22 protein-coding genes are annotated in these 26,717 nt (G+C 59.5%); 15 read left to right on the top strand and 7 right to left on the bottom strand.

Features of this window, described 5'->3' with window-relative positions; translation table 11 throughout:
• Positions 1-138 precede the first annotated feature (138 nt).
• Positions 139-297 (bottom strand): DUF1127 domain-containing protein, encoded by a 159-nt coding sequence (locus OCW50_RS25590; protein WP_262299491.1) that lies wholly within the window; start codon positions 295-297, stop codon positions 139-141.
• A 623-nt stretch (positions 298-920) separates the two neighbouring features.
• A complete protein-coding gene (locus OCW50_RS25585; RefSeq protein WP_262299490.1) occupies positions 921-1,916 on the bottom strand; it encodes a tyrosine recombinase in 996 nt (331 codons plus the stop codon).
• A 182-nt stretch (positions 1,917-2,098) separates the two neighbouring features.
• Between OCW50_RS25585 and OCW50_RS25580 the strand changes: the two genes are divergently transcribed.
• A complete protein-coding gene (locus tag OCW50_RS25580; RefSeq protein ID WP_373371510.1) occupies positions 2,099-3,475 on the top strand; it encodes an ISNCY family transposase in 1,377 nt (458 codons plus the stop codon).
• Positions 3,476-3,659: 184 nt separating this feature from the next.
• Here OCW50_RS25580 and OCW50_RS25575 read toward each other — a convergent pair whose 3' ends face one another.
• Positions 3,660-4,658 (bottom strand): LacI family DNA-binding transcriptional regulator, encoded by a 999-nt coding sequence (locus tag OCW50_RS25575; protein ID WP_262299489.1) that lies wholly within the window; start codon positions 4,656-4,658, stop codon positions 3,660-3,662.
• Positions 4,659-4,939: 281 nt separating this feature from the next.
• Here OCW50_RS25575 and OCW50_RS25570 point away from each other — a divergent pair, with 281 nt between their 5' ends.
• The 9 genes from OCW50_RS25570 (at position 4,940) to OCW50_RS25530 (ending at position 14,899) form a co-directional block, all read left to right on the top strand.
• A complete protein-coding gene (locus OCW50_RS25570) occupies positions 4,940-5,644 on the top strand; it encodes a 6-phosphogluconolactonase (RefSeq protein WP_262299501.1) in 705 nt (234 codons plus the stop codon).
• Positions 5,631-6,410, top strand: coding sequence for a sugar isomerase domain-containing protein (locus tag OCW50_RS25565; RefSeq protein ID WP_262299488.1), 780 nt, complete (start codon positions 5,631-5,633; stop codon positions 6,408-6,410). The genes OCW50_RS25570 and OCW50_RS25565 overlap by 14 nt, the downstream gene beginning before the upstream one ends.
• Positions 6,407-7,558, top strand: a complete 1,152-nt coding sequence (locus OCW50_RS25560) for an N-acetylglucosamine-6-phosphate deacetylase (protein ID WP_262299487.1) — start codon at positions 6,407-6,409, stop codon at positions 7,556-7,558. Before OCW50_RS25565 ends, OCW50_RS25560 begins: the two co-directional genes overlap by 4 nt.
• Positions 7,559-7,578: 20 nt before the next feature.
• Positions 7,579-8,808, top strand: coding sequence for an alkaline ceramidase (locus OCW50_RS25555; RefSeq protein WP_262299486.1), 1,230 nt, complete (start codon positions 7,579-7,581; stop codon positions 8,806-8,808).
• Between the two features lie 118 nt (positions 8,809-8,926).
• Positions 8,927-10,243, top strand: a complete 1,317-nt coding sequence (locus tag OCW50_RS25550; RefSeq protein WP_262299485.1) for an ABC transporter substrate-binding protein — start codon at positions 8,927-8,929, stop codon at positions 10,241-10,243.
• Positions 10,244-10,329: 86 nt separating this feature from the next.
• On the top strand, positions 10,330-11,196 hold the full coding sequence (locus tag OCW50_RS25545; protein WP_210806176.1) for a carbohydrate ABC transporter permease: 867 nt from the start codon (positions 10,330-10,332) through the stop codon (positions 11,194-11,196).
• Between the two features lie 32 nt (positions 11,197-11,228).
• Entirely contained in the window at positions 11,229-12,065 is an 837-nt protein-coding gene (locus tag OCW50_RS25540; RefSeq protein ID WP_210806178.1) for a carbohydrate ABC transporter permease, read from the top strand.
• Positions 12,062-13,285 carry an AGE family epimerase/isomerase gene (locus OCW50_RS25535; protein ID WP_262299484.1) on the top strand — a complete coding sequence of 408 codons (1,224 nt, stop codon included), beginning with the start codon at positions 12,062-12,064 and terminating at the stop codon, positions 13,283-13,285. Before OCW50_RS25540 ends, OCW50_RS25535 begins: the two co-directional genes overlap by 4 nt.
• 180 nt (positions 13,286-13,465) lie before the next feature.
• Entirely contained in the window at positions 13,466-14,899 is a 1,434-nt protein-coding gene (locus OCW50_RS25530) for a DUF6880 family protein (protein ID WP_262299483.1), read from the top strand.
• 43 nt (positions 14,900-14,942) lie between these two features.
• Here OCW50_RS25530 and OCW50_RS25525 read toward each other — a convergent pair whose 3' ends face one another.
• The gene (locus OCW50_RS25525; RefSeq protein ID WP_262299482.1) at positions 14,943-15,623 is read right to left on the bottom strand and encodes an RES family NAD+ phosphorylase; all 681 of its coding nucleotides are present in this window, start codon (positions 15,621-15,623) and stop codon (positions 14,943-14,945) included.
• A 2-nt stretch (positions 15,624-15,625) separates the two neighbouring features.
• Positions 15,626-16,018 carry an MbcA/ParS/Xre antitoxin family protein gene (locus OCW50_RS25520; protein WP_262299481.1) on the bottom strand — a complete coding sequence of 131 codons (393 nt, stop codon included), beginning with the start codon at positions 16,016-16,018 and terminating at the stop codon, positions 15,626-15,628.
• 217 nt (positions 16,019-16,235) lie between these two features.
• Here OCW50_RS25520 and OCW50_RS25515 point away from each other — a divergent pair, with 217 nt between their 5' ends.
• Both OCW50_RS25515 and OCW50_RS25510 read left to right on the top strand, forming a co-directional pair.
• Entirely contained in the window at positions 16,236-16,382 is a 147-nt protein-coding gene (locus OCW50_RS25515; protein ID WP_262299480.1) for a hypothetical protein, read from the top strand.
• Between the two features lie 29 nt (positions 16,383-16,411).
• On the top strand, positions 16,412-16,876 hold the full coding sequence (locus OCW50_RS25510) for a hypothetical protein (RefSeq protein WP_262299479.1): 465 nt from the start codon (positions 16,412-16,414) through the stop codon (positions 16,874-16,876).
• A gap of 40 nt (positions 16,877-16,916) precedes the next feature.
• On the opposite strand, the gene OCW50_RS25505 is transcribed toward OCW50_RS25510, so the two are convergent.
• Positions 16,917-19,772, bottom strand: coding sequence for a DNA translocase FtsK (locus OCW50_RS25505; RefSeq protein WP_262299478.1), 2,856 nt, complete (start codon positions 19,770-19,772; stop codon positions 16,917-16,919).
• A 662-nt stretch (positions 19,773-20,434) separates the two neighbouring features.
• On the opposite strand from OCW50_RS25505, the gene OCW50_RS25500 reads away from it, so the two are divergent.
• Positions 20,435-21,049 carry a peptidoglycan-binding domain-containing protein gene (locus tag OCW50_RS25500; RefSeq protein ID WP_262299477.1) on the top strand — a complete coding sequence of 205 codons (615 nt, stop codon included), beginning with the start codon at positions 20,435-20,437 and terminating at the stop codon, positions 21,047-21,049.
• 140 nt (positions 21,050-21,189) lie between these two features.
• Here OCW50_RS25500 and OCW50_RS25495 read toward each other — a convergent pair whose 3' ends face one another.
• On the bottom strand, positions 21,190-21,549 hold the full coding sequence (locus OCW50_RS25495) for a hypothetical protein (protein ID WP_262299476.1): 360 nt from the start codon (positions 21,547-21,549) through the stop codon (positions 21,190-21,192).
• Between the two features lie 300 nt (positions 21,550-21,849).
• Between OCW50_RS25495 and OCW50_RS25490 the strand changes: the two genes are divergently transcribed.
• Both OCW50_RS25490 and OCW50_RS25485 read left to right on the top strand, forming a co-directional pair.
• Positions 21,850-23,058, top strand: a complete 1,209-nt coding sequence (locus OCW50_RS25490; protein WP_262299475.1) for a hypothetical protein — start codon at positions 21,850-21,852, stop codon at positions 23,056-23,058.
• Positions 23,059-25,355: 2,297 nt separating this feature from the next.
• Complete coding sequence (locus OCW50_RS25485; RefSeq protein WP_262299474.1) at positions 25,356-26,702, top strand: hypothetical protein; 1,347 nt, start codon at positions 25,356-25,358, stop codon at positions 26,700-26,702.
• The last annotated feature ends 15 nt before the right edge of the window (positions 26,703-26,717 follow it).

The raw sequence follows: 26,717 nt of genomic DNA, 5'->3' as shown, positions 1-26,717 counted from the left end.
CAAAGCGGAGTCCACGACGTGCTCAGAAATAATTTTGCAGGTGCAGGGCTTTAGGGCTTTAACCCCCCTCCGCGAGTTCTAGAACCGCCAAAGCCCGCCGGAGGGCGGGCTAAGCATTTTCTGCGACCCTGAAACGGGTTAGGCTGCAGCAGCCGAAGTGCGCGCAACGGCGTGAATGTCGTACCGGACGATGCCAAGATCGCTGAGCTCACGATCACCAAGCTGCGACAGTTCACGAACTGTCTCGCGATAACGTAGATACGCGCGGATTTGGGAGAGGATATAAGTTACGAACATGCCATGCCTTTAGGTGCTAACTGCCTCGACTGTCGAGGAATTTCTGATTGTCTGTGATAGAGCTTATATGGGTTCGGAATACCCAATCTGGGAGTGATGATAGGGTAAGTAGGTTATGCTTTATGAGCATGCCGACCATAGCCGTATTCCTATGGGCCAGCTGCCAAACAACCTCGCTCTGGCCAACAGTCAGAGTGACCGCAGAGGCGCACAGATCTGCTTGGATGCGATGAATTACCAAGGCTTGTGTTGGTCTTGGATCATTGCCGCGATCTCCGGTCTATTGTCGGCCAGCCAGTGCATCGCGTCAGACTGGTTGATGCTGCAATCGAGCGCTGCCCAGGTGGGATCCTCGAGCGATTCCTCCCGCAGCCGGGTAGCGGCATAGCTGACGAGTTGATGGAGACCCTCATAGCCCGGACGGGTCTCAAGGGCGTCGGCAACCCAGGTGCTGGACCAGCCCTGCCCGGCCAGGTGCAGAAGGCTCTGCCAGTCAGCCTCGACAAACCATTGCGTCGCGTCAAACTCGAGGGCTAGGCATTGTCGGCGGTATGGCAGGAAGCTCGGATCATCGCGCGCCTCTCAGATTGCCGGTCCCGCACCTATTCTACCACACGCCGGCGTCAGGACTGTACTGGCACAGCTGTGTTCCCAAGCAGAGTTGGATGCTCATCCTGCTCCTGCCCCTCATTGAGCGGGTGGAGGTCTCGGACCATGTGGTGGAGGCGGGAGGTGTCGAGGTGAGTGTAGATCTGGGTGGTCTCGATGCCGGCATGTCCCAGCAGCTCCTGCAGCACGCGCAGGTCGGTACCGCCGGCATGCATGTGGGTGGCAAAGGCATGGCGCAGCACGTGCGGGGAGACCCGCTCGGGGCTCGACAGCCCTGCCGCCAGCGCCGCCTCCTTGATCTCCAGCAGGGCCGCCTGGCGCGTGAGCGCCTTAGCGCCATGGCGCACCGGGTGGAACAGCCAGGGGGAGGGCGCTCCGCCGGCATAGGCCGCAGCCAGCCGCTGCCAGAGGGCGATGGCCTCAATCGCCCGCCCATGCAGCGGCACCAGGCGCTGCTTGTCGCCCTTGCCGCGCACCAGCAGCATGCGGGTGCCCGCGGGCGCGGCATCGGCGGGCAGGGACAAAGCTTCACTGATGCGCATGCCCGAGGCATAGAGCGTCTCGAACAGGGCCGCGCGTCGGGCATAGCCGGCCTGCCGGTAGAGCCCCACCGAGGGATCCGCCGCAAGGGCATGGGCAGTCTTGAGCAGGGCCTCCGTCTCGGCGATGGAGAGGACGAACGGCAGCTTGCGCGACCGCTTCATGGCAGTGAGATGGGCGGTGGGATCGCGCGAGCCGAGCTCCTCGGCGATCAGGAACTTGTGCAAGCCGCGCGCCACGGTGATCCTGCGGGCGATGGTCGAGCCGGCGTAGCCGCGCCCACCGAGACCGGCGATGTAGTCCCGGATCTGCTCCAGGCCGACCTCGTCCAGGCCGAGGTGGTGTTCCTCCAGCCAGGTGAGATAGCAGGTGAGATCATCGGTGTAGGTGGCGATGGTGCCGGCCGAGGCCCCGAGTTCGGTGGCCAGGGCGTCGAGCCAGAGCTGGGCCAGCCGCTGGTTGGTGCGCATAGGATCCTCCTGCGGGAGCACCCTGCCACGGCACCGGTTACCGACTTCTTGTCAAAATGCTTATTATGCGAATTTCGTGTGTAGCTGCCATATACAGATGTCAGTGCCCTGCCATTTAGAGATGTCAGCCTTGGGATCGTTCCCACGATCCACGAGGCGGCTGGGCGATGACGGTCATTTGTATGAGCCAAGCAGAATTGAACCGGTTAACGGTGGTCATGGATTTCGCTGAAGGCCGCCTCACCGCTCGTCAGGCCGCGCAGATGCTGCGTCTGACCGAGCGCCAGGCATGGCGGCTCCTGAGGCGGTTCCGACAGCACGGAGCGCCGGGTCTTGTCTCGCGCAAGCGTGGTCGCCCCAGCAACCGGCGCCATCATCCGGCCCTGCAAGAGACGGTCGTGGCTTTGGTGCGGACGCACTATCAGGATTTCGGCCCGACCCTTGCTTGTGAGAAGCTGGCCGAGCGCCACGATCTGCATGTCGGGCGTGAGACCCTGCGCAAATGGATGATGGCGGCCGGGCTCTGGAAGGATCGCAAGCAGCGCTACAAGCCCATTCATCAGCCTCGCACCCGGCGCGAATGCCTGGGCGAACTGATCCAGATCGACGGCTCCGATCACCACTGGTTTGAGAACCGCGGCCCTCGCTGCACCTTGCTGGTCTTTATCGACGATGCCACGAGCCGGCTGATGCACCTCCGGTTTGTCGCCAGCGAGTCGACCTTTGACTACTTCCATGCCACGCGCCAGTACCTTGAGAGGCATGGCAAACCCGTCGCCTTCTATTCGGACAAGCATGCGGTCTTCCGGGTCAGTCACACGGACGCTCGTGGGGGTGACGGCATGACCCAGTTCGGACGGGCCCTGCATGAGCTCAACATTGATATTCTGTGCGCCAACACGAGCCAGGCGAAGGGCCGGGTGGAGCGGGCCAACCAGACGCTGCAGGATCGTCTGATCAAGGAGATGCGCCTGGAGGGGATTTCAACGATTGACGCCGCCAACGCGTTTGTGCCGAGGTTTATGGAGGATCACAACGCGCGCTTTGCCTGCGCACCCTCTGATCCGAGGAACCTCCATCGGCCGCTGGCGCCCCATGACAATCTCGATGATGCCTTTGCCTGGAAGGAGGAGCGCAAGGTCACCCACAACCTGACGCTCCAGTACGACAAGGTGCTGTTCATACTCGAGCCGAACGAGATCACCCGTCCCCTCGCCCGCCAGCGGGTTACAGTGTTCGATTACCCTGATGGACGACTGGCCATCCGCCACAAAGGCCTTGATCTGCCCTACCGCACCTACGACAAGCTGCGGCGGGTCACCCAGGCGGCCATTGTGGAGAACAAACGCTTGAGTACGGCGCTGGCCTATGTGGCGCAAATCCAGCAGGAGCGAGATGAGAAGCGTTCCGCCAAGGCCCCCCGGCGGCGTGGCCAAGGTGATCGGCACATGTTTAAGGCTCATGAGCGGACGGCTGATGCGGCTCCGCCCGGCCAGAATTCAATGGTCTTTTCCAGCTCCACCCATCGGGTTCATTGTAATATCTGGAATGGGATCTGATCCTTGCCCAGCAACCCTGGCCAGCTGGGCAAGGATCAGATCCCAGCTTGTACCCCATAGCTCCAGCTAGACTTCACTGACATTTCTATTTGGCACAAACAACGACATTTCTACCTTGCAATCACAGTTGTTACGTTATAATCGAGACCTTCCCTCGCACCTGTCGAGTAGCAGAGCCTTTCCGTCACTCTTTGTGGCCAACAGTTGTGTTACGGACCACCAAGTGAGTATCCAGCACATAGCGAATGTCACGGGGTGATTGGCTTTGCAGCAACTCGAGGAGGAGGGACAGCGCTGCCTTTCCAGCCTCCACGGACCGGTTCGAAACGGTTGTCAGAGACGGATAGGTGGCGGCGCCGAGTACATCGTCACACCCGACAACGCCGAACTGGCCAGGGACACTGATATTTCGATCCGCCAGTCCAGCGAGAATTCCCTGCGCCGTCAGATCATCGAATGCAATCGCAGCCGTAGCTCCTGTAGCTGTGATCGCCGCTACAGCCTCACGCCCAGCATCGTAGCTTGGTACGATGGCGGCTACTATGTCGACTTTCAGCCCTAGGCGCTCAGCCGACTTACGCGCGGCGAACCGGCGCTGCTTGTTCGACCATGATGTTGCCGGTCCCGCGACATAGACGATATGCTGATGGCCGAGTTCCGCCAGATGGGCCACCGCCTCGCGCACACCAGAGCCGCTATCGATCAGAACACGAGGAATACCATCGACATCCCTATTGATCAGAACTAAGGGCCGCTGAGCAGCATGGGCTCGGATGCGTTCGTCTGACAAGCGCGATGAGGCGAGGATGAGCCCCTCGACTTGGCCTACGAAGCGGCCCACGAGTTTGTCCTCCTGCTTTGGATCTTCATCCGAATTGCCGAGGAACACACAAAAATTCGACCGATCAGCCTCCATTTGGGCCGCCCGGATCAGTGGCGGGAAGAACGGATTGGCAATGTCAGGAACAATCAGCGCAACGTTCCCATGGCGCCCTGTACTCAGGGCGCGGGCCGTCTGGTTGGGCACATAGCCAAGCTGTTCGGCAGCATCCAGGACGCGCCTGACCGTTTCAGGGCTGAGCATCTCTGGGCGGGTAAAGGCACGCGAGACGCTGGAGCGAGCAACGCCCGCTGCCTCCGCGACCTGTTTGATGGTTAGCTTCTGTTTCTGCTCACTCACCATGGCCCCTCTATCACCAACCGCCAGTACCGGCCGCCTTCTTCGAGCACAATTCTTACATCTGCCCTAAGGATGTGGTGGCCTAATCGGCCCATTGACATGCAACCGGTTGCAGGCTTTAGTTCATGCCATTGTCGGAGTCAGAGTACAAGAGCCCACCTCATAAACTGGCACGCCGCATTCAAGAGGCTACCGTGACGGACACTGATACCCAGTCCCCTGCGCCAGCGAGCCATCGCACCGTTGACCGGCTTCGTATCGAGAGCTACTGCACGCGGGTAGAGATGGGAGCCGCCAGCGCCAGCGCGATTGCGACCGAACTCCGAGAGCGGCTAAGCCGCCAATCGGAAGTGAGAATGATTTTTGCCGCCGCACCGAGCCAAGCTGAAGCCCTCTGCCGCCTTCGGGAGGAGCCGGAGATTGATTGGGACCGAGTAACGGCCTTCCACATGGATGAATACATCGGTCTTGCAGCCGATGCGCCACAGCGTTTCGCGCGTTGGCTTGACGACGCCCTCTTTGCTCATCTCCCTTTCGCGGCGGTGAATCACATCGTCCCCGAACCGGATCCTGCTGCGGCGGCCGAGGCTTACGCGGCTCGCCTCGCCGAGGCACCAATCGACATCGTCTGCCTCGGCATTGGCGTAAACGGCCATATTGCTTTCAATGACCCTCCCGTAGCCGACTTCCATGACCAGCTTGACGTCAAGATTGTCGCTCTTGATGAGACCTGCCGCCAGCAGCAGGTCGATGATCAATGCTTCGCGCGTTACGACGAAGTTCCTGAACAAGCATTGACGCTAACGATACCGCGCCTCTTGCAAGCTGATCGCCTGTTCTGCATCGTCCCGGGATCTGCCAAGCGGGATGCCGTTCGTCGGAGCCTCTATGGGCCCGTAGCGACTAGCTGCCCGGCCAGCATCCTGCGTCAGCAGGCCCACTGCACGCTTTATCTTGATGCGGAGTCCGACCCCGATGCTGAACGGTGAGCTCATCGACGCCGATGCCCTCTGTGCCTCCTATCTCGGGCTCACAACGGATCTGATGCAGCGCATCTTGACGGAGGAGCGCACCACGACAGACATGGCCGCCGCTCGTCTCGCGGATCAGATTGCATCTGATCGCCTGATTCATATCTTCGGCCCGGGTGGACATTCGAACCTCGCTGCGCAGGAAGTGTTCTTCCGCGCGGGAGGCCTGATGCATGTCAGCGCCGTTCTTGACGAAGGAACACTACTCTCCAATGGGGCTTTGCGCTCCATGGCGATCGAGCGTACGCCCGGATACGGCAAGATCGTGATTGCGAACCAGCGTCTCGGCCAAGGTGATCTTCTCATTTTGGTCAACGCTTATGGGATCAACGCGGCTCTCATCGATGCCGCCATGGAAGCCAAGGCGCGCGGCGTGTTTCTCATTGGCATCAGTTCCCGCGAGCACGCCAGCAACACCTCACCCGAGCATCCAGCCCGGCATCCCACCCGTCAGAACTTGCACGACCTGGTGGACATCGCCGTTGATACCAAGATCCCCATTGGTGATGCAGTCGTGCGCGTTCCCGGCATGAGCCAGGACATTGCGGCAATTTCGACCTTTGCCAATGCTTTCGCACTCAACTGCTTGGTAATTCGCACCGTATCGAAGCTCATCGAGCGCGGTATCGAACCGCCTGTGTGGCGCAGCGGCAACGCCCCAGGCGGCGATGAAGCCAATGCGCGCTTCATCGCAAACTTCCACAATCGGGTCAGAGCTCTGTGAACTCGTCCTGCAACATTGTCGGGCGAGATCCCGCAAATGGTAAGGCCATTGCTATTGCGATCGAGGATGGCGTCATCGCTGCGATTGAGACTGTGGATGGCGCAAATCATGAATATGTTGCACCAGGCCTGATCGATCTGCAGGTGAACGGCTTTGCGGGCCTTGATCTGAATGACGGCCACCTAACGCCAGAGCGGGTAAGGGCGCTGGCAGACCATATGCTCACGGTAGGCGTCACGACCTTTCTGCCAACCCTGATCACCGCGCCGGAGGCCGACCTCATCCATGCGCTGACAGTCATCGCAGAGGCCCGCCGCCGCTTTCCAATTGTGGCCAGGATGGTTCCTTTCGTTCATGTCGAGGGTCCTTCGATCTCGGCGCTTGACGGGCCACGCGGCGCTCATCCCGCCACCTATGTGAGAGCGCCCTCCCTTGACGAGTTCGAGCGCTGGCAGGCGGCGAGCTCGAATCTCGTCGGGCTTGTGACGCTGGCCCCTGAACTGCCCGGAGCGATCACTTATATCTCGGCTCTCGTGCAGCGCGGCGTCCACGTTGCTCTCGGCCACACGGCCGCCTCGCCTGAGGAGATCCATGAGGCGGCCGCCGCGGGAGCGAGCTTGTCCACACATCTTGGCAACGGCGCCGCGGCCACCCTGCCCCGCCACCCCAACTTTTTATGGAGCCAGCTTGCGGACGATCGGCTGACGGCAACCTTCATCGCGGACGGTCATCATCTCCCGGCTGACACATTCAAGGCAATGGTTCGCGCAAAGGGCCTTGAGAAAGCCATCCTGGTTTCGGACGCGGTCGCACTCGCTGGCATGCCACCTGGCCTTTACGAGCAGCCTGTTGGCGGCACTGTCGAGGTCAAAGCTGATGGTCGTGTTGGCATCGCGGGCACGCCATATCTCGCCGGCGCTGGGCTGCCGCTCTGCGCCAATGTAGCCCTAGCCGCTTACATGGCTGGGCTGACCCTCAACGAAAGCCTAAGGCTCGCAACGGAGAACCCTGGTCGTCTCATCGACAACCGAGGCCGTCTCGCCGTTGGTGCTCCGGCCGATCTGATGCAGTTCTCTTGGCAGGAGGGACAACGCTGCCTCGCGGTCTCGGGCGTCTGGCTGCGAGGTGAAAAGGTGTTCTCGCGATGATCCGCGCTGGAACAGCCCTGATGGACATCACGCCGCTCGCAGGCCTCGCTCTCTCCGGGTTCGCAGCCCGCAGTGAGCCTGCGCTCGGCGCGCATGATCCTCTGACCGTTCGCGCCGTCGCTGTCGAGAACACCGCCCTCGTGGTAGCCGACGTGATCGGCTTTCATGGCGACATGGTGCGTCGCATTCGCGAACGGTGCGTGTTGCCCGCCGACAATGTGGTCGTGGCGGCGTTGCATACGCATGGTGGCCCTGTCTCCATGGTGGGCCGCCTAAGTCAGCGGGCCGATATGGCCTATCTCGATCGGCTGGAAACTGCATGTGTCCACGCAATCGACAAGGCAGTGTCCTGCGCGCGGCCCGCCCATATGGTGGCGGGATGGGGCGCAGATCCTGGAGTGGCCAGAAATCGCCGGCATGCCGACGGCTTGGTCGATACTGCCTTGCCGGTCCTGCACGTCCGAGACGCGGTTGGTGATCTTATGGCGGTCATTGCATCCTATGCCTGCCACCCGGTGGTGCTCGGCGCCGACAATCGGCTGTGGACGGCCGATTACCCGCACTATGCGCGCGAGCGCCTTGAGGCCGCCAATCCAGGTGCCATGGCATTGTTTCTCACCGGATGCGCGGGAGACGCCAATACAGGTCACTCGGCACACGCTTCCATCAGCCTCTCATCCAGCGCCTATCGCAGCTTCGAGTCTGCACAGGCTTATGGCGAGCGGATTGCAGACGCGGCTTGCCAAGCCAACGAGATTCCCCTGGAAGAACACGTCTCGGTGGCGAACCGTATCCTGCACCTTGGTTTCGATCGACGCGAAACGGGGACCCCAGAGGCCTTGGCGGATCGTTGGTATCGCGAGCGGAAGACCGCTGATCCTGCCCGTGCAGCGCTGCTCAGCCACTGGATTGCCTGGGCGACAGAAATAGCACGGCACCCTCTCGAACCAGTTGAGGCGCGCGTCTCGGTGTTGAACTGGGGAGGTGTACCGATCGTTGCCCTTCCGGGAGAGATCTTTGCAGAGACGGCGCTGCAGATCCGCCAGAGCATATCTCGGACTCCGAGTTTCATCATTGGCTTTGCAGAAGACAATCCCGGCTATATCCCCCCAGCATCCGAGTATGCGTTCGGTGGATATGAAATCGACGAGGCACATCGCTACTATGGCCAGCCAGCAACCTTCGCCTCCGGATCGGCCGAGGCTCTGGCCAACGCGGCGGTTGCTCTTTTGACTGCGGGAACTGTCTGATCGGAGCGGGGTAAGCGGCTGTCGGCCCGCAGGTTGGCTGCTTGACCCGCAACCGGTTGCATGACAACCTGCCCGCTGCCAGCTTCGACACCATCAAAACCAGAGGAACGGGATCGACATGCTGAAATCTGCCACGACGACTTCACTCAAGCAGCACTTTGCCCGCGCCGCTCTTCTCGGCTCAGCCTTGGGAGCCTCCATGCTGGCCGGGCTTTCTGCGACCTCAGCCCAGACTGTCACCGTCTGGAGCGGCTATCCAGAAATGGCGCCGTTCTACGAGCATGTGGCCCAGGGCCTCAAAGCCAAAAATCCGAACCTCAACGTCAAGGTCGAGGCCATCGCTCTCCGCGAACATGAGAAGCGCATCGCGCTGGGCCTCACATCCGGTGTTGCCGGTGCGACCGTGATTGAGCTTCAAGGCTCGACGGTTCGCCGTTATCTCGAGAATGACCTCTTGCCCAAGGCGCCTGATGCGGTGGCCAGCTTCGTCAAGGACAAGGCCAATTTCGACGAGTTCTTCACATCGAACGCGAGCTACGAAGGTGCGGTCTATGGAGTGCCCCTGTTCCGCGGGCAGGCTGCACTTTATTACAACACTGACATGTTCAAGGCGGCCGGGCTCACGACGCCGCCCAAGACGATGGAAGAGTACACCCAGTATGCCGAGAAACTGACGAAGCGAGGTCCAGACGGCAATCCAACTGTATCCGGCTGGAGTCTGCGCCTCACCGGCGGTGGGCAGGGCATCGCTGAGAAATTCTGGATCAATCTTTTCCAGTATGGCGGCTCTGTCCTTGAGCCGACGACCGATGGAAAGTGGCGCGCCAACTACGCCAACGAGGCGGGTCGCGCGACGCTCAAACAGTACCTGCAGAACGTGCACGTGCTTAGAACGGTCACGCCCGAAATGCCGGCCGATGCAGAGGCTTTTGAACGCGGCCAAACCGCCATGTTCATCCGTGAATCCTGGGTTATCGGCGATATCGCTTCCAAGGCGCCTAATCTCACCTATGCAACCGCTCCGCTGCCCCGTGGCTCCATTGCTCTGCCGACCAATCTCTATGTGAAGGCCGAGGGTGCGGATAGCAAGGCGGCTTGGGACTTCGTCATGGCCACCAACGAGCCCGAGAACCTGACGTGGCTTCTCAAAAACGTCGGTTGGCTGCCGAACCGCTCCGGAGTTGACTATTCCAGCGTGACCAGCGCAACTCCGGCATTCGGCGCCTTTGTGAACTACCCGAAGGACTACAAGTTCTTTACTTTGCCCTCGATCGGACCAATCGAGGAGGTGCTGACGCGTTTGGCCGCCCAGCTCACCAACGCCTTCCGCAATGCGTCCCTCGCCAAAGATGATACGGCTATCGATGCCTTTCTCAAATCGGCTTCGGACGAAACCAACCAGATCCTTCGCCGCGAAGGTCTTCTTGGGAAGTAGCCTCAGCTCCGTTGGGCCTTGCGTCCGGTGCGTCCTCACGCACCGGACGGAGTCTAAAGAGGGATCCGGTGCAGCATAAAAGATGGATGTTCGCGCTCCTCGCGCTCCTGCCGACATTGGCAATCTTCGCCTATGTCCGGATCTATCCCATTGGCGACACCCTGCGCCTGAGCCTGCACAAATGGGACATTCTATCGAAGAACAAGCCCTTCATCGGCTTTGCGAACTTCGAGGAACTCGTCGGCGATCCATTGTTCAGGGAAGCGCTCCTCAATACAACGATCATCGCGTTTGGCGTCCTGCTCATCACCATTCCCCTGGCATTGGTTCTGGCTGCTCTCATTTATCATCGTACCCGCTCGCGCCTTGCTGGTTTTTATGAGGCAGCGATCTTCATTCCGCATGTCGTGTCGCTCGTGCCTGCTGCCATGGCGTGGAAATGGATCTTCGACGCCCGTCTCGGCCCACTGAATGCGTTGCTGACCAGCGCTGGATTCGCGCCCAAGTCCTGGCTTTTCGATCCAGTCCTCTCAGTGTTATGTGTCATTGTTCTCTGTTCGTGGCAGGCTCTTGGTTATGCGGTCATTATCTACCTTGTCGGTTTCAAAAGCCTCCCGACATCGCTCTACGAGGCGGCCGAGCTCGACGGCGCGTCGGCCCCTCAGCGCTTCTGGCATCTTTCTGTCCCTCTGCTCAAACCGATCACGCTATACGTTTCGGTCGTCACCCTCGTGTCAGGCTTCAACGTCTACGCCCAAGCCTTCGTGCTGGCCTCTGACGCTCAAGGCGCGCCGGGACGGCAGGTGCGCGTCCTGGTGCTCGACATGCTTGAGAACAGCTTTCGAAACTACCGCGTTGGCTACGCTGCGTCCGAGGCAGTGGTGTTATTGGCGATCGTTCTGGTCCTAACTGTGATTCAGTTCCGGCTGCTTCGGGAGAAAGGCCGCTCATGAGACCTCTCCTCGAGAACACCACGAGCCGCGGCATGTCCCGGCATACGAAAGAGCGCGTGATCAACATCGCCATCGATGTGGTACTGACGGCCGTCTGCCTGTTGATGATCCTGCCCTTGGTCTTCCTCGTCTCCAATGCGTTCAAGACACCACAAGAGATGCTGGCTTGGCCTCCGACAGTCATTCCAGACGATCCAACCGTTGCGAACTTCAGAGCAGTATTGGCCGACACTCCACTGCTGCGTTGGATCGGGAACAGCATCCTGTTCTCAGTCCTGTCCACTGTCTGCATTCTCGCGACGTCGGCGATTACCGGCTACATTCTGGGGAAGTTTCGCTATCGCGTGCTCAATGTGTTCTTCGCCATCATCCTCGCTACGGCCATCGTGCCGTTCGAGGTTTACATGATCCCGCTTTACTTCCAGGCGAAAGCGCTCGGCATCCTCAACTCCACCTGGGGATTGCTGCTAGGCTACCTGGTGATGAGCTTCGGTATCTTCCTCATCCGGCAGAATGTGATCCACTCTATCCCAGACGAATTGCTGGAGGCTGCCAGGATCGATGGTGCCGGAGAACTCTGGATCTTCTTGCGCATTGTTCTTCCGCTCCTGCGTGGCGCTCTCGGAGCCCTTGGAGTCCTGGCCTTCTTTCAGGCATGGACTGCCTTCGCTTGGCCTTTGATCGTAGCAACGACCCGAGACAGCTACACGATCGAGGTAGGGCTTGCTCTGTTTCAGACCGGCTTCACGGTTGATCTCGGACGGCTGAGCGCGGCCTCCGCGTTGGTCCTCATTCCAAGTATAACATTGTTCGTCCTGCTGCGCCGGAACTTCGTACAGGGCGTGGCGAGCACGGGGCTGAAGGAATGAACAACTTCGACTTCTCGCTGGTGGATGCGCGTGCCCGCTACGTGCAGGCTAATGCGGCGACCTTGCGTTGGATGCTCGCGCGCCCACGCCTTGCCGGCGCTTTCCTCAACACCAAGGTCAATAGTCTGAACCTCGCGGACTATGGAGATGCAGACGGAGTTCGCGGACCGGCCTACCTCTATGGTTGGATCCAAGGCCGGGGGCTTGAGGCGGTTGCGACGCATGCGGAGTTTTTCGAGAGGGAAGAACCCGATCTTGCTGCAGAACTCGATGCGGCAGGTGTCGCACTCTATCATTCGCTCCGCGACCTGCAGCGCCGCGATGGACACGGCTACTTCTGCTATGACCGCGATCTGAACCCAGTCTATGTAGGTGCCGACGGCGCACTCCACCAGCAGTCTGCTGCTGGTGGAGTGTTTACCTATTCCGATGCTTTCTTTGCTAAAGGCCTTATCGCCGGGGCTGCACGCTATGCTCCGGCGGATGTTCCGCAGCATCTCACCTACTTGGCCGAGGTGATTGATGCGATTGAAAACCGGCGGTTCCAGATGGACGAGCGCCGTCACCTCTCGCCCCATGCGGCTTCAGATGAGCCGGAAGATTTCGGGCCGAGGATGATCCTTCTCGGTGCGGCGGGCCTCCTTCACCGCATTGGGCGAAGCGAGCATTCAGCCTTCGCAGATCGCTTCATCGCACATGTTCTCGAACGTCACTTCGATCCAGAAAGCGGTCTGTTGCGCAACGTCCCGGGAACGGATGTCTGCAATGTCGGTCATGCTATCGAGTTCGTGGGTTTCGCGCTGGACCATCTGCAAGGCAGCGCCGAACCCGCTTTGGTGCAGCGGCTTCAGTCTGTTCTGAGTTCGTCCTTCATACGCGGCTTCGTTGGACCCGGCCTTTGCCTATCGGTTTCAGCCGCAACAGGCGCTCCCCTAAGTCCCTACTACCCCTGGTGGTCCCTGCCCGAAACCATTCGATCTGCCGCCCTGTGCTTCGCAGCAACGGGGAACGGCGAGATCCTAAGCATTTGGGAGCAAGCGGACCGTGCATTCTTCACACACTACTGGCGGGGTTCCGTCGCCTACCAGACTTTGACTAGCAACGGACCGTTTGATTTCGTCCCGGCAACGCCGGACCTCGATCCTGGCTACCACACGGGACTGAGCCTTCTGGCCGCTATCAACATGATCGACCAGCCTAAAGAGCCATCGATGCACTGAGTACAAACATCTTGGAACAGCGTGCCGTATAGCTTGCTCGTCAAAATACCTATTATGATTAATGTTATACTATATTAATCGCCCTTGTTGTAGGGCCCTGCCCCACGATCAATCCACTATGGATTGATCATGATCCGTCTGCTCCATAAATGGGAGCCCTAAACGCACCCGGGATGCGACATGGCCTCACGGAAAACGCTGAACGCAAAGAACCTCGAGTCTCTTGGAGCTGAGCGCCTCGCCGAATTGTTGATTGAGATCAGCCGGGGCAATGCGGCAGCTCAGCGCCGGCTGCGGCTGGAACTGGCCGGCGCCGCAAGCCCAGCCGACATGGCACAGGAGATCCGCAAGCGTCTGACCGCGATTGCTCGATCCCGCTCCTTCGTCGACTGGCACCAACGCAGGGCCCTTGTTGCGGATCTCGAGACCCAGAGACGGGCCATCGGTCAGATCGCCAGATCCGACGCAGCTGAAGCCCTGGATCTCCTCTGGCGCTTCATGGCGATGGCCAACTCAGTCCTCGGTCGATGTGACGACAGCAGTGGAAGCGTCATGGCCGTCTTTCAGACCGCCTGCCATGATCTGGGGCAGATTGCCACCACAGCAAATGCCGCTCCCAACGTGCTCGCTGAGCAGACCTACCGTGCATTGATCGAGAACGAGTATAGTCAATATGACAGCCTAATTGAGGTTCTGGCCCCGGCACTCGGCACGACAGGCCTCGACCACCTCAAGTTGCTCATCCTCAAGCTGTCACAGGAGCCGCAACAAAAGCCCCGTGCGGAAGACCGGAAGGTCGTCGGCTGGGGTGTGGGGGGCCCCTTGTACGCCGATGACCTGGCTGAGCGCCATTGCAGCAGCGTTGTTCGGATGGCGCTGGAGGCGATTGCGGATGCGCAGGGCGATGTGGACGCCTTCATCGCGCAGCAAAGTGAGAAGTCTCGGGGCGTTCCAAGTGTTGCTGTGGAGATTGCGTACCGGCTCTTGGCTGCGGGCCGTGCGGAGGAAGCATGGGCAGCCCTCAATGCCATCGACCAGGATAGACCTGGCTGGATCCCGTTTGAATGGGAGCAAACCCGGATTGAGGTTCTCGAGGCCCTTGGACGTGTGGATGAGGCGCAGGCGTTCCGCTGGGCCTGCTTTGAGCGCTCGCTCAGCCCGGAGCATCTGCGCTCCTATCTCAAGCGCCTGCCCGACTTTGAGGATCTTGAGACTGAGGAGCGCGCCCTCGCGCATGCACTGGGCCATCCGAGCGTGCATCATGCATTGGGGTTTCTGGTGAGCTGGCCGGCGCTGGACCAAGCCGCGCACCTGGTGCTCACCCGCGCAGACGAAATCAATGGCGATTTCTATGAGATCCTGGCGCCGGCCGCGGCTGCACTGGAGGCAAAGCACCCTCTTGCAGCGACCATTCTCCGCCGGACCTTGATCGACTTTGCTTTGGAGCAGAACCGGACCAAGCGATACCAGCATGCCGCTCGTCACCTCGAGGAGTGCCAAAGCCTTGCTGATCGGATCGAGGATTTCGGCAGGTTCGAGGCTCACGAGGCCTATCTGAGACGCCTCAAAACCGACCATGCCCGCAAAAGCTCATTCTGGAGCTTCGTTGCTTGAGGACCTCACCGCCACTGTAGCCCTCCCCGTATAATGGCAGAGGCTAGAGGCTAAGATCTCGCTTCTCATAAATGGTGCTGATCGAACTGCCATCCCAGACATAGGTCAGGTGCCGTTCCTGGCGGCAGTTCGACAGAACCCGCGGCTTGAAGATGGCCACGCATTCACCACCCGGTTTGCGTACGCTGTCATATGCAAGGCCAGAGGAGCCGGTGTTGCGGATTTCAATTGCGAGAGCCTGTGACGCAGCATAGCTGTCCGGGTCATAGATCCCCGGCATGGTTTCCCTCATTCCCCGGGCGTCATGCAGCACCGCATCGAGATCGACGGCATACACCCCCATGTCGAGTTCGATCCTGGGCTCCCCGGTTGCACGCAAAAATGCCTCCCGGTGGTGCTTGGTTTCGGCAATCGCTGTGTCGAGTGTCCGCCCTGCGTAGAACACGCCAAAGCTGCCATCCGTGAAGCGGCTGCCGTAAGGTGGCAGGTGAGTAAATGCCGCCATGATCGGGCTGGTGCCGGGGCCACTGATCCGATCTTCCGGAGGGACAAGGTTGAGAGCGCCCACTTCATCCCGCAACCTGTCGTTGGTCATGCTCTCGATGTCGAGGACCGTTTCGAGATCGGCTGGATCGGTGACCCGCTCGAACAGGTTAATCGGCGGAAAGCTGCTTGGGATGATCCGGTAGCAGGGCAGCCACCGGACATCAGACTGAGAGATCAACCTTAGCCTCGCTGGGCGTCGATGTAGCGGCGAACGAGATGAAGATCGGCAACATTCCCGCCAAGCATCACGTCAAGCGCCGAGCGGCCATTGAAAGGTTGGGCGGCGTTCGGCTTTTTCACCCAAGCATCTGCAGCCTGCTCACTTGGTAGAAGGATCTGGAGACCACGATAGATGCCAAAGATGTAGGACAGGCGCTCGAAGGTATCCCTCGACAGAGAAACCTCGTCAGGCCGGTCACGCCATTTATAGAAGGTTGATCGAGGCGGCTGCCCAAGAACAACCATCTGCTCGGCCGGGGTCAGGTTCCACGCCTCGGCAATGCGGAAGAAGGTCCGAAGCCCGGGGCCGGCCTTGTTAGCGCGCGGCGTGCTTTCAGCTCTCAAGGCAACCATGTATCTCGTCCAATTGTGGACATCTAGCTCTACAATGCTACAAATAGACAACTTTTCAAGAGGAAAGCGGTTCCTGGCAGCTTCACATCATCGTCCCCTGCCCGTCCCAGCATGTACCTGAACCAGACATTGGGTCTCAAGAAGGCCATATTGTCTGCGGCTCCGCTTGATGGGTATACCGTCGCTGTCAGGACCCGCCAGGGAAAGGAGGCATTCGGTGGCACTCACAAGCAAGGACATCGAAGGCGACCTCCTCATGCTCCGGATCATGTTCCCGGATGGCACGACCGTGACGATGACAGCAGACGGGAACAGCAAGAGCGTCAGCGTGGCTCCCGATGACAGGAAATCGCCGCGAGGCTGACATCTCTTCTGCACTGGAGTTCCGACAGGGTGGGCGAACCGGGCTATCCATTCACCAGCCTCAATCAGGTCATCTATGGAATCGAGACGCTGGCCCGCTCCGCGATGAGCGTGGAACAGTTCATTGAGGGGCTGAGGGAAGTGCTGGATGTGTCCAATAAGCATCCGATGCCCGAGGTCAGCGTCAGAGCTCCATCACTCACCGTCGTCGACCTGAGCCCGAGTAGGAACGGGTGGTTTATCGATGCCCGCTTCCAAAGTGGGGAGCGTTTCAAGCTCGCCATCAACAAGGCGAGCATTGGCTGGGTCGCAGTCCCTCGGGACCCTACGCGCGATCAAGAGGTCATGAAGGTCCTATCAGGAGTGAAGGGTGACCGGGTTGCGTCGGATGAAGACCTTGCGCTGCTCGTCATGGAAGTGGCGCATTATTCGACTGACATCGCCGGGCGGCTCCATGACCTGCACTCCGCCATCTCTGAGACGTTGAAGCCCTAGAGGGAAGCTCCCGTTTGCTGCATGCCGGGTAGAAGACCGCTCAATCGTCCAAGTCCTCGAACTCGCCGCGCAGGATCTCCCGCTTGCCGGCATGATTGGCCGGGCCGACAACCCCCTCCTTCTCCATGCGTTCCATGATGGACGCCGCCCGGTTGTAGCCGATCTGCAGCCGCCGCTGGATGTAAGAGGTCGATGCCTTTCTGTGCCGCAGGACGATGCCCACGGCCTGCTCGTAGACATCCGCTGATGCGAGACCGGGATCGTCCTCTTCGATCGGAAGCTCCAGGACCTCGAGCTCCTCAGGGACCTCATCGTCGGCCGTGACGGCATCGAGATAGACCGGTTCGCCCTGGCGCTTGAGGTGCGCCACCACCTTCTCCACCTCCTCGTCCGAGCAGAACGGCCCGTGCACGCGCGTGATCCGCCCGCCGCCGGCCATGTACAGCATGTCGCCCTGGCCCAAGAGCTGCTCGGCCCCCATCTCGCCCAGGATCGTGCGGCTGTCGATCTTCGAGGTCACCTGGAACGAGATCCGGGTCGGGAAGTTCGCCTTGATCGTGCCGGTGATCACGTCCACCGACGGGCGCTGGGTGGCGAGGATCACGTGGATGCCGGCCGCGCGCGCCATCTGGGCCAGGCGCTGGATCGCGCCCTCGATCTCCTTGCCGGCCACCATCATCAGGTCGGCCATCTCGTCGACGATCACCACGATGTAGGGCAAGGACGTGAGGTCCATGACCTCTTCCGTATAGGTCAGCTCCCCCGTGGTCTTGTCGAAGCCTGTTTGGACCGTTCGCGTGATGACTTCCCCCTTCTCGCGTGCTTCCGAGACACGGGCATTGAAGCCATCGATGTTGCGCACACCGAGCTTCGCCATCTTCTTATAGCGATCCTCCATCTCTCTCACTGCCCACCGCAAGGCGATGATCGCCTTCTTCGGGTCGGTGACCACGGGCGTGAGCAGATGCGGGATGCCGTCATAGACAGAGAGCTCAAGCATCTTGGGATCGACCATGATCAGCCGGCACTGCTCTGGCGTGAAGCGATACAGCAAGGACAGGATCATGGTGTTGATCGCCACCGACTTGCCCGACCCGGTGGTGCCGGCCACCAGCAGGTGCGGCATGCGGGCCAGATCAGCGATGACGGGCTCGCCGCCGATCGTCTTGCCAAGGCAGATCGGCAGCTTTTGGACCGATGCCGTGAAATCCGTCGCTTCCAGGATTTCGCGCAGATAAACCGTCTCACGGGTTGTATTTGGCAGCTCGATGCCAATGGCATTGCGGCCTGGGATCACCGCGACGCGCGCCGAGATCGCGCTCATGGACCGGGCAATATCTTCCGAGAGCGCAATGACACGGGAAGATTTGACACCTGGAGCCGGCTCGAGCTCGTAGAGCGTGACCACCGGTCCCGGATGCACGTGGATGACCTCGCCCTTCACGCCGAAGTCGCGGATGACCTTTTCCACACGTCCGGCTCTTTCCTCGAGAATATCTTCGGTCAGGACCTCCCCCTCCGGCTGCGGCGTCTGGGCAAGAAGCTCAATGGAAGGAAGCTGATAAGAGGTGTACCCAGAACGTTGGGGCAGCGCAGGAAGGGGCAGCATAACGAACTCCGGCCCGACGGCAGCCTCCTTTATGGAGGCGTCGATCTCCGCGTCCTGCCCCGGGATCATCACTGCCTCAGGTAGGACTTCGTGCGCAGCCTCTATTACCTCGACAGCAGCGGCAGCATCCAATTCAAGATGCTCCTCCAGCACCTGCTCCGACAACTCACCTGCGACGGCAAGTTCACTCTTGATTGAGGCACTCTCCGGAATGGAAGTGGCCTCCTCGACGATGGCGGCTTCCTCAATCGCTGGAGCGTCCAACGCGTGTCGCAAGGCGACCTTCCCCTTGGCTCCCAACGCGGTCTGGATGCCAGCAATATCCTCTCCGCACAGGGTGAGGTATCCAAGGTCGACTTCCCCTGCCTGATCCTCCACCACGTCGGAGCTCATGTCCTCGAGGACTTGCGTGACTTCTCCAATACCATCCTCACCAAGCGCGAAGGTCGCGACCTCTTGATCCATGGCATCCAGAACCCCATTCTTGGTTCCGGCGGTTTCAGCTATCTCACAAGCGTCATTGATGCTGATGCGGGTTTGATCACTGATCTCCCCAGATTGCTGACTGAGTTCCTGCCGCGCCGCCATGCACCCGTCTAGGGATTGCGGCTGCAAGAGATCGGCGGCACCCTCGCCTACTTCCCGTTCCGAATGCTCGTCGAAAACGATGACCTCGTGCTCCAGCACCTGGGAGACTTCCCGTTCGCCCGCGACTGCGTCAACTGGAGGGACTAGCAAGTGTTTCAGCGAGACGTCGATGCGGTACAGCGCCGACTGGAAGGCCGACGGAACGAACATAGTGGACGGCAAGGTGAGAACAGTGATCTGGGGCTCTGCGACGGGTTGGGAAACACTTTCGACAGCCCTAGAGACGGGTCTCTGAACATCATGCGCCTTAGATGTCGAGGGCGGTTCAACTTGTCTCGGGACGTCCGCCATCTCGCGCTGCTCCGCAGAGGGAGCAACTAGCGGCTGCATGGTCCCTTGCTCCTTCTGGGCGAAGGTCTTGACCAGGGGAGCCTCCATGGCGGCGCGAAGTCTTTCAATGCGCTTGTGGATCTCGTCCTCGGGCCTGTTCAGTACAACTTCGGCCAACCGATCCGCGTTCATCAGCTCGCCCGTCGGAAGGTCGAACACGTTCGTTTCCGGTGACTTCCTGATGAACTTGTCGGGGGTGCGCGTGGACCGCACGCCTTGGTCGATCGCGAACGCCTGCCACCAACCAGGCTCGGCTTGGCCCATGGCCAGCCACGGCTCATCCCAGTTGGTGCTGGAGCCGTTGTTCATACGTTGGAATGGCAGGGTATCACTCTGATGCGATCTCCTTGGAACTCCATCCTCGGTCCGGATTGCGGACGGGAGATAATCGTTCGGCATGGGGATCTTACGCATGGATACTAATAAAGCTCGCAAATGCTGCAGTGGGTCGGCCTGTCACACCCACACTCTGGATGAGGCAGGTAAATACCCAGTTATTGGGACGAGCACCCATGCGTTCCCACGATGGTGCCTTAAGGAGGAACGCTTTAGTGCTGCACAGACGGAGAGGCGGATGATGGCGGTGAAAATGAGCACTCAAAACAAAATGCATGGTGCTGGAGCACTCTGCTTCTTGGGCTCACAGTTGACGATGTCTTATTCTCCGTACCGAAACGGCAAATCGTCTGCCGACACTGACTTAAACCTTGGACCTTGATCGCTGGAATGCGAATAGCTGGGCATACCTGCTCCGGGTGGTAGAATAGCGCACAGCGATACAGTCCTCTCGAGCACATTCTGCATCAAGCAGTCTGCCGATAGCAATTAACGGCTCAAGTTTGCGTTTGATTAACCCTGTGAAGTCAAAGGTCCAATACGGTCCCAATTGCGTCACAAGCTAGACCCAATGCGGAGCTGATCTGAGCACACAACGCTGTCCGAAAATCAGCTAACAGTCCGCGGGTAAGCACATGCGCCATGTACGAAATTACGCTTGGTTACAGCTCAGTACAGCAGGAGTAGCTCTCCTGACTGCTATGGCGACCGGCTCTGGCTTATTCGTATACTCAGTCCTGTCCAAGAGTTCTGAGGACCACGCGCTCCATAGTGAGATTTCGCAGCTGCGACAGCAGATTGAGACCGTCACCGCAGAGCGCGACCAGTTGGCGAAAGACAATGAACGGAGAATTCTGGCAGGCCAAGATCTAAACACGACACTGAAGCGGATTGAGGCAGCCACCGAGGAACTCCAGCAGTTGGACACCCTGCGGGCAACCGTGAGTCAAGCGATTGAGCAGGCCCGCCTTCAGCTCACTGGACCGTCAGATCATCCTGTTGCGACAACGGAAAGCTTGGCGGCCAGCATGACATCGTCAGTTCGCCTTTCTAAGAAGGAGATCCGTACGGCGCAGGAAGCGCTCGTTGATTTTGGGTACGGAAAACTTAAAGCTGATGGGTCACTTGGCCCCTCTACTCGCAAAGCCATTGAAGCATTTGAGCGAGACAAAGGTCTTCCTGTCACAGGCAAATTGGGAATTGCGACTCTGCAGGCTTTGCGAACCCACACGGCCTCAGTAACGCAATAGCCGCTCTGCGGGTATTCTTTCACCTCTTACAAGTGGTAAGTAGCTTGCTCCAGGAAATTTAGGCCACCGCTTTCACTCCGGATAAGTCCCAGTTATCAGGATTGTGGAGCATTGCTATTGTCTGCACGTAGTCAGTTGCCTTAGGCTGCTTGGCGGATCGGAGAGTCTGGAACAACCAGGTACTCGTATGGTCCGACGCGATCCGCCGCCGCTTCGAGCCGGCTATAAAAGCGGAGATGAGCATCTTTGAGGAGGCGCCGCCCTCTTGCACTGGGCTGCGAGAGCTTCGTGTTCTCCCCAACCACCACCATCGCTGCTGTGTACAAGTCATCGGCAGCAGCCTCGATGCCAGGGTTGCGCTCGAATAGGCGTAGAGCACGGACGAGATAGTAACGCAGATCACGTAGGTCAGCAGTCTGACCGCCCTCCTCAATCCGTCGTAAGACAGGTGAAATCAATGCGAGCTTCTCATCGACTGCATCCGTGAGGATCTTGAACATCGTCTGCCTGCCTCGTGGAAAAAGCTCTGCGACCGACTCACGGCGCAAGAGAAGAATGTGCAGGTATGGTTAATGAGTTGTTACCTGCCCTGAACATTGGACCCCCCACAACTCACCCGATCGGAAGCGGCTTAAAGGCCCTCGGAAGCCAATTGCTCATGTCCAGTACCTTGGAAATTCTCCGGCAAGGGTTTATGTGCTCCTGCACTCTCTCGATTGATTTCCGGTCAAATGCTGCCCCCGGGGCGTGAGACCCATTCCCGGCCGGGAAGCTGTTACGACTAGCATAGGACAAGATACATGCCCGGCATCGCGCGTCAGTTCGAGCCGAAGATCACCCGTACCGGTGGCGCTCCCTCCAAATACCGCTTTACCGCCCGCTGCTCGGGATGCCACAAGACGGACACCTACGAGTCGAGCACGTCTGTCGGTGACGATGTCGTCAAGGGCTACTTCAAGGACCGAGGCTGGCTTCTGGCCCGCAATCGTACCCATGACCTGTGTTCGGCTTGTCTGGCAAAACCCCACCGGGCTCAGCCGACGCGCCAGCGCGACGAGGCTCGGCATCACCGATCGCCAGACGCCGCGAACCATCCAGATCGCCTGACACCGCCTGCGGACAAGCGGTCCAGGGACACCGCCGATATTCTGGCCCGCCATTTGGGCAAGCCGGACGCGCTCGTAGAAGAGGTCTTTCGCCCCAAGCCCGTGCTGGCCCTCCGTCCGCCAATTGTGGACGCACCCCAGCAGGTGGCATCTGCCCCTGCCCGGTCGCGCGAGATCGAACAGGCGCTGACAGGAATAGCCGAGGAACTGAAAAGCCTTCGCGCTACGATGGACCTCATGACGGAGCAGATGGGCAAGCTGGTCTCTCTGGGCACGCACCAGATTGAGGCCATGGCGCGTCTGACGCCGCTGGTGGTGCAGTCAGCAGAGGGGATCTCCGGAAGCCTGCGGGAGGTTGCAAACGCGGTGCAACTGATCCCGAGCGTTCCCACCCCTGCTGGGGAGACCATGAAGCTGTCCACCAAAACGACGGGTGTTGAGGATCCGCCGACCCTGCAGCTTAATCTTTTGCAAGATGTGGACCGGGAGGTTGGTCCGGAAGCAGAGCCTGCACCAATCGCCCCGGAGACAAAGAAGCCATCCGATCAGAGCCGAGGCCCCAAGAGGAACGCGGCACCAGCGCCTCAGGCGGGCTCTGGGCCTGTCGTGGTCAAGTCGATCCCCGATGCCAAGCGTTCGGATCGATTCTACACCAGCATCCGACTGCCACGAGAATTGTGGAACCAAGCTGGCTTCGGTCCGGAAGATCGATTCCTGCTCGACTGGAGCGGCAAGGCCCTCACCATCGAACGTGCGACCGAAGGCGGGGTAAAGCCAAAAGCAATTGGGGAGACCTCGGTAGTGCTGCAGTCGTGGAAGCTGGGCAACCTGAACTTTGATCAGACGAAAGCGACAGAAACTGACAGGGGCCTACGCCTGACAGGAAGACGTCGGCCAGCCTAAGGCTGCGTCACAGCGTGGCGAGCGCGCGGTACGAAGTTATATCACTGCGAAACAGATCATCGGTAACGTGCGACGGCCGTTCCGTTGAACGGCACTGCATGACGAGTTTGGATGAAGCTATCCAAGATCTCCCCGCCTGCTCTGCCTCACGTGAACTGGCACAACCACATCGCCTGCCGGACGCATCTGGCAGGCCAGTGCTTGCCTGTCTGTAGCATCGACATTCGAGGTTCGCCCCGTTCTCGCCAAAGGGAGGTGGCTGCTTGAGGAACAGTCGCTGACCACCGACCAGCCGAGTGCCAATCGGCATCGTCACGTTGGCTTCGATCCAAAGCGGGCTTGGGGAGACATGGCAATGGCGTGCAAAATACTAGTGCAAAAATTGATCGGGATCACCACTCCTGATCACCTCTGTGAGGCCAGTCAACGACCACGTTGCAACAGGATCAACCCGGCCTTGAGCGGGAACGTGCAACCCTATTTGTGAGGCCCGAAAAATATGGGACGAGAGGGTCACAAAAGCGGTCAAGATTTGCTCGTTACTATCTGCAGGCAGCGAACGCAGGGAGCTGCGTTGCGCCGATTTTTTGCGCCTCATTGTCCGTCCGTCGCTACGGATTGGATCTGATCAGGCGATCGGTAGGGAGCCTTTAATCGCTCCGGTAAGACAGGCTCTCGCCGCAATGGGCGAAGTCCCAGCGTGCGTCAAATTCGGAGTCAATCCAGCGCTCTGATCGCTGCTGCATAAAAACTGAGGTATTGAGCCCCAGGATGGACCTAGAGGTGTGAGGATGAAATTCCTGCATAAAGTTTACGGTATTGAGCCCGGGCCATCCGTGCACAAAAACTGTGGTATTGAGCCCTAATTGCGCTGATAGAACGTTGCTGCGCCAAGGCTACGGTATTGAGCCCCAACCCAGTGCACAAAAACTACGGTATTGAGCCCTAGAGATATGCCATAATGTTGCTGCGCCAGAACTGTGGTATTGAGCCTTCGGACCCGACCCACAAATTTTACAGTATTGAGCCTCCTGCGGCCCGTACGGCTTCCGGCTTCCGACCGCCGCCCCAGATGGGTCCAAAGCCGCTCCTTGACCTCCGCACGGGCCTTGCTGAGACGTTCTGCGGAGGGTTTGCGGTATTGAGCCTCGCTGGTTGGAAGCATCCAAGTGTCGCCCGGATGGTCTCCACTGATGAAGTCTATCGCGAGTTCGGGCGAGAGAAGTCTCTCAGGGAACGCCCTCTGGCCGAGATTACTGGCGCCGCAACAGCAATCGCCAGAACCAGAAATGCGAATATCCAGCGCACCATTTTTTCTGTGGCTCAGCGAGCGAATCCACAGTTTGCGAGTGAGAAAATTGTACGCCAATTTTCTGCGGCATCTCGGCCCCTCAGGCGCTGCGCTGCGCAGTACAGCTCCGGTGGCCCCCACCCGCGTCACGATTATTAACCGGTCTGCGCGAGCCCGGCGCTTGTCGCCCAGACACCCCAGCGATGCAGACCATCATGCACCAGGCTCCTCCTCATTGTCGTTCTTTTCCATAACTTTCCGAGCTAGATCGCAAATACGTGCACCGCTGCTTTCTCATTGGTCAGCCACTGACGTTATCGCGCAGTGAGAATATCTGGTTACCTACCGTTTCCAGTCCCCTCGACGCTCCTGTGAAGTCTAACCTAGGCCACCCACTGAGACGCAACCCGCGGATCAAGTGCGAACATACCTGAGCCCGCGAGTGACAGCAGTTCCCCGCAGGATCAGATCAAGACCGGCAAGCGCAGCTCAGCCAGTCTCATTGGGGCCTCGGATTTCGGGCCCAGAAATGTGAATCCATAGGGCCGAAAAATCCGCAGTTCAGCGGGGCCGTTGGTTGCGCCAGGGAGCGTTCTCGACCATGTGCGAATTTCCGGGAGTGCCTTTTCTCACCAAGCCCTGGGACTGGGATTGGGGAACTGGCGAAAGCGGCAAAGCAATCGGATCAATGACCACGGAGCGAATGAGAACACAGCGGCACCATTTTTAGCATAATCTACATTCATAGGACTTGGGCCTCATCGACCTTGTGCGAATTTTTGTTACACTGTGTTCCCACATTCTGAGGCGCGGGAGGTGTCGGAAATCGGGCGCGAATAAACTCTGGCGTTTATTCTCACCCCTGATCTCGGCCGCTCGCGGTCTGCACAATCCATATGCAAAAATTGACGCGGAATTTGCCGGTACGGTATAATATGAGGGACTAAAATGTCACGTGCCCACAGGGCACCTTTGCTCCGCAGGAGCATGAATCGGGTGGGGGCTGATGGTAAAGTATATATGGGGTAAGGAGCGTCCCACGGACCGACAGCATCGTTTTGAGACGACGGTTATCAAGAACTGCAAGGCCGCCATCGAGGAGATCGAGCGCAGCTATCAGGCGGCAATCGACAAAGCGAAGGAAGAACTGCGGCGGGCCGAGTTGGAGATCAAGAGGATCGACTACCTGACCCCTCACGGCCGCTACATCCGCAGCCGTGAGGCGGATCTGGCTGCCATGGGCCTTGCCAACACATTCGAGGAAGCTCCCGTCAAACGTGGTCGGGGCCGGCCGCGCAAACACCCCCCAGGCCAGCGCGCCCCCCGTCGGTCTCGGGCGAAGGTGAAGCTGGCAGCACAGGGGCAGCCACCCGCGCGCGCTTCTGGTGGGCGCAAGGCAAGCCGCGCCTCCTCGCGTACGACGTCCGGCACGGTTTCTCCCGTGACGGCGGCGCCGGCGCGTGTGCCGACTCCGGCTCCTAAGGCTGCGCCGAAGGTTGCGGCCGCTCTGCTGGAGTCGACTCTGGCTGCTGGCCTCGGTGTGGACACCATTCAGATCGAGACGACGGAGACGGCGTTCGAGATCAAGCCGGTCGAGACCCGGACGGTGCAGATCACCGTGGTCGAGAACGATCCTGAGTATGAGGCGGAGTTGGCCGAGCGGGCTGCTCTGTTGCAGGCGCGTCTCGATGCCGAGAACGAGCCGGGCGAGGAAGTGCCGGATCCAAGCGTCCGTCGGACGAAATTCACCCGTCGTTATGACTTCTCGGATGCCATGGATCGGTCCAAAGTTGACGCCGCTGTTCTTTCGCTGTTTCCATATTTCGGACTTTCGACGAGTCCAAGTGAGGAAATGGCTGACGAGGATATGACGAAATGGATCTTGGCAGCCTCCTACCACGATGAGGAGAACGAGGAAGATAGACAGGAGCGTTTCGAGAACGATCTCCGGATCTATCGTTCTGTTGCCGGTGTTTATCGGGCAAAAAAATTTCGCCTTGAGCGAGAGATTCAGCGTGAACGCGATCGCGTCGCGGTTTGGCGTGTGATCGATGCCCGCGTCACCGACGCCGAGCAGTTTAGCGAGCGCGCTGCAAAGGGTGAGATGAGCGACGATCTGGCCCGGATGTGGGTTGCCCATTTCGATTATATCGCTCTCGGCAACCTGGAAGACAGCGAGCATCTCGTCTGGCGTGAGATCGTCGACGCAATGGAATGGCCGAAGGGCTTCTCGCGGATCGATCTCGCCCTTTGGGCCGAACAGGACCCGAACGTTGTTCCGGACGTCCGGTCCTGGGCGGGTGAACCGAAGAACTTTCCTGAGCGCCTTCGGTTCGTGCCCTTCCCTCCATAGGATTTGAGGGGATGC

The sequence above is a fragment of the Microvirga sesbaniae genome (genome assembly GCF_025460805.1).
In the GTDB taxonomy this organism is placed as follows: Bacteria; Pseudomonadota; Alphaproteobacteria; order Rhizobiales; family Beijerinckiaceae; genus Microvirga; species Microvirga sesbaniae.
Note: the sequence above shows the minus strand (reverse complement) of the source record. Positions and strands in the feature narration are given on the sequence as shown.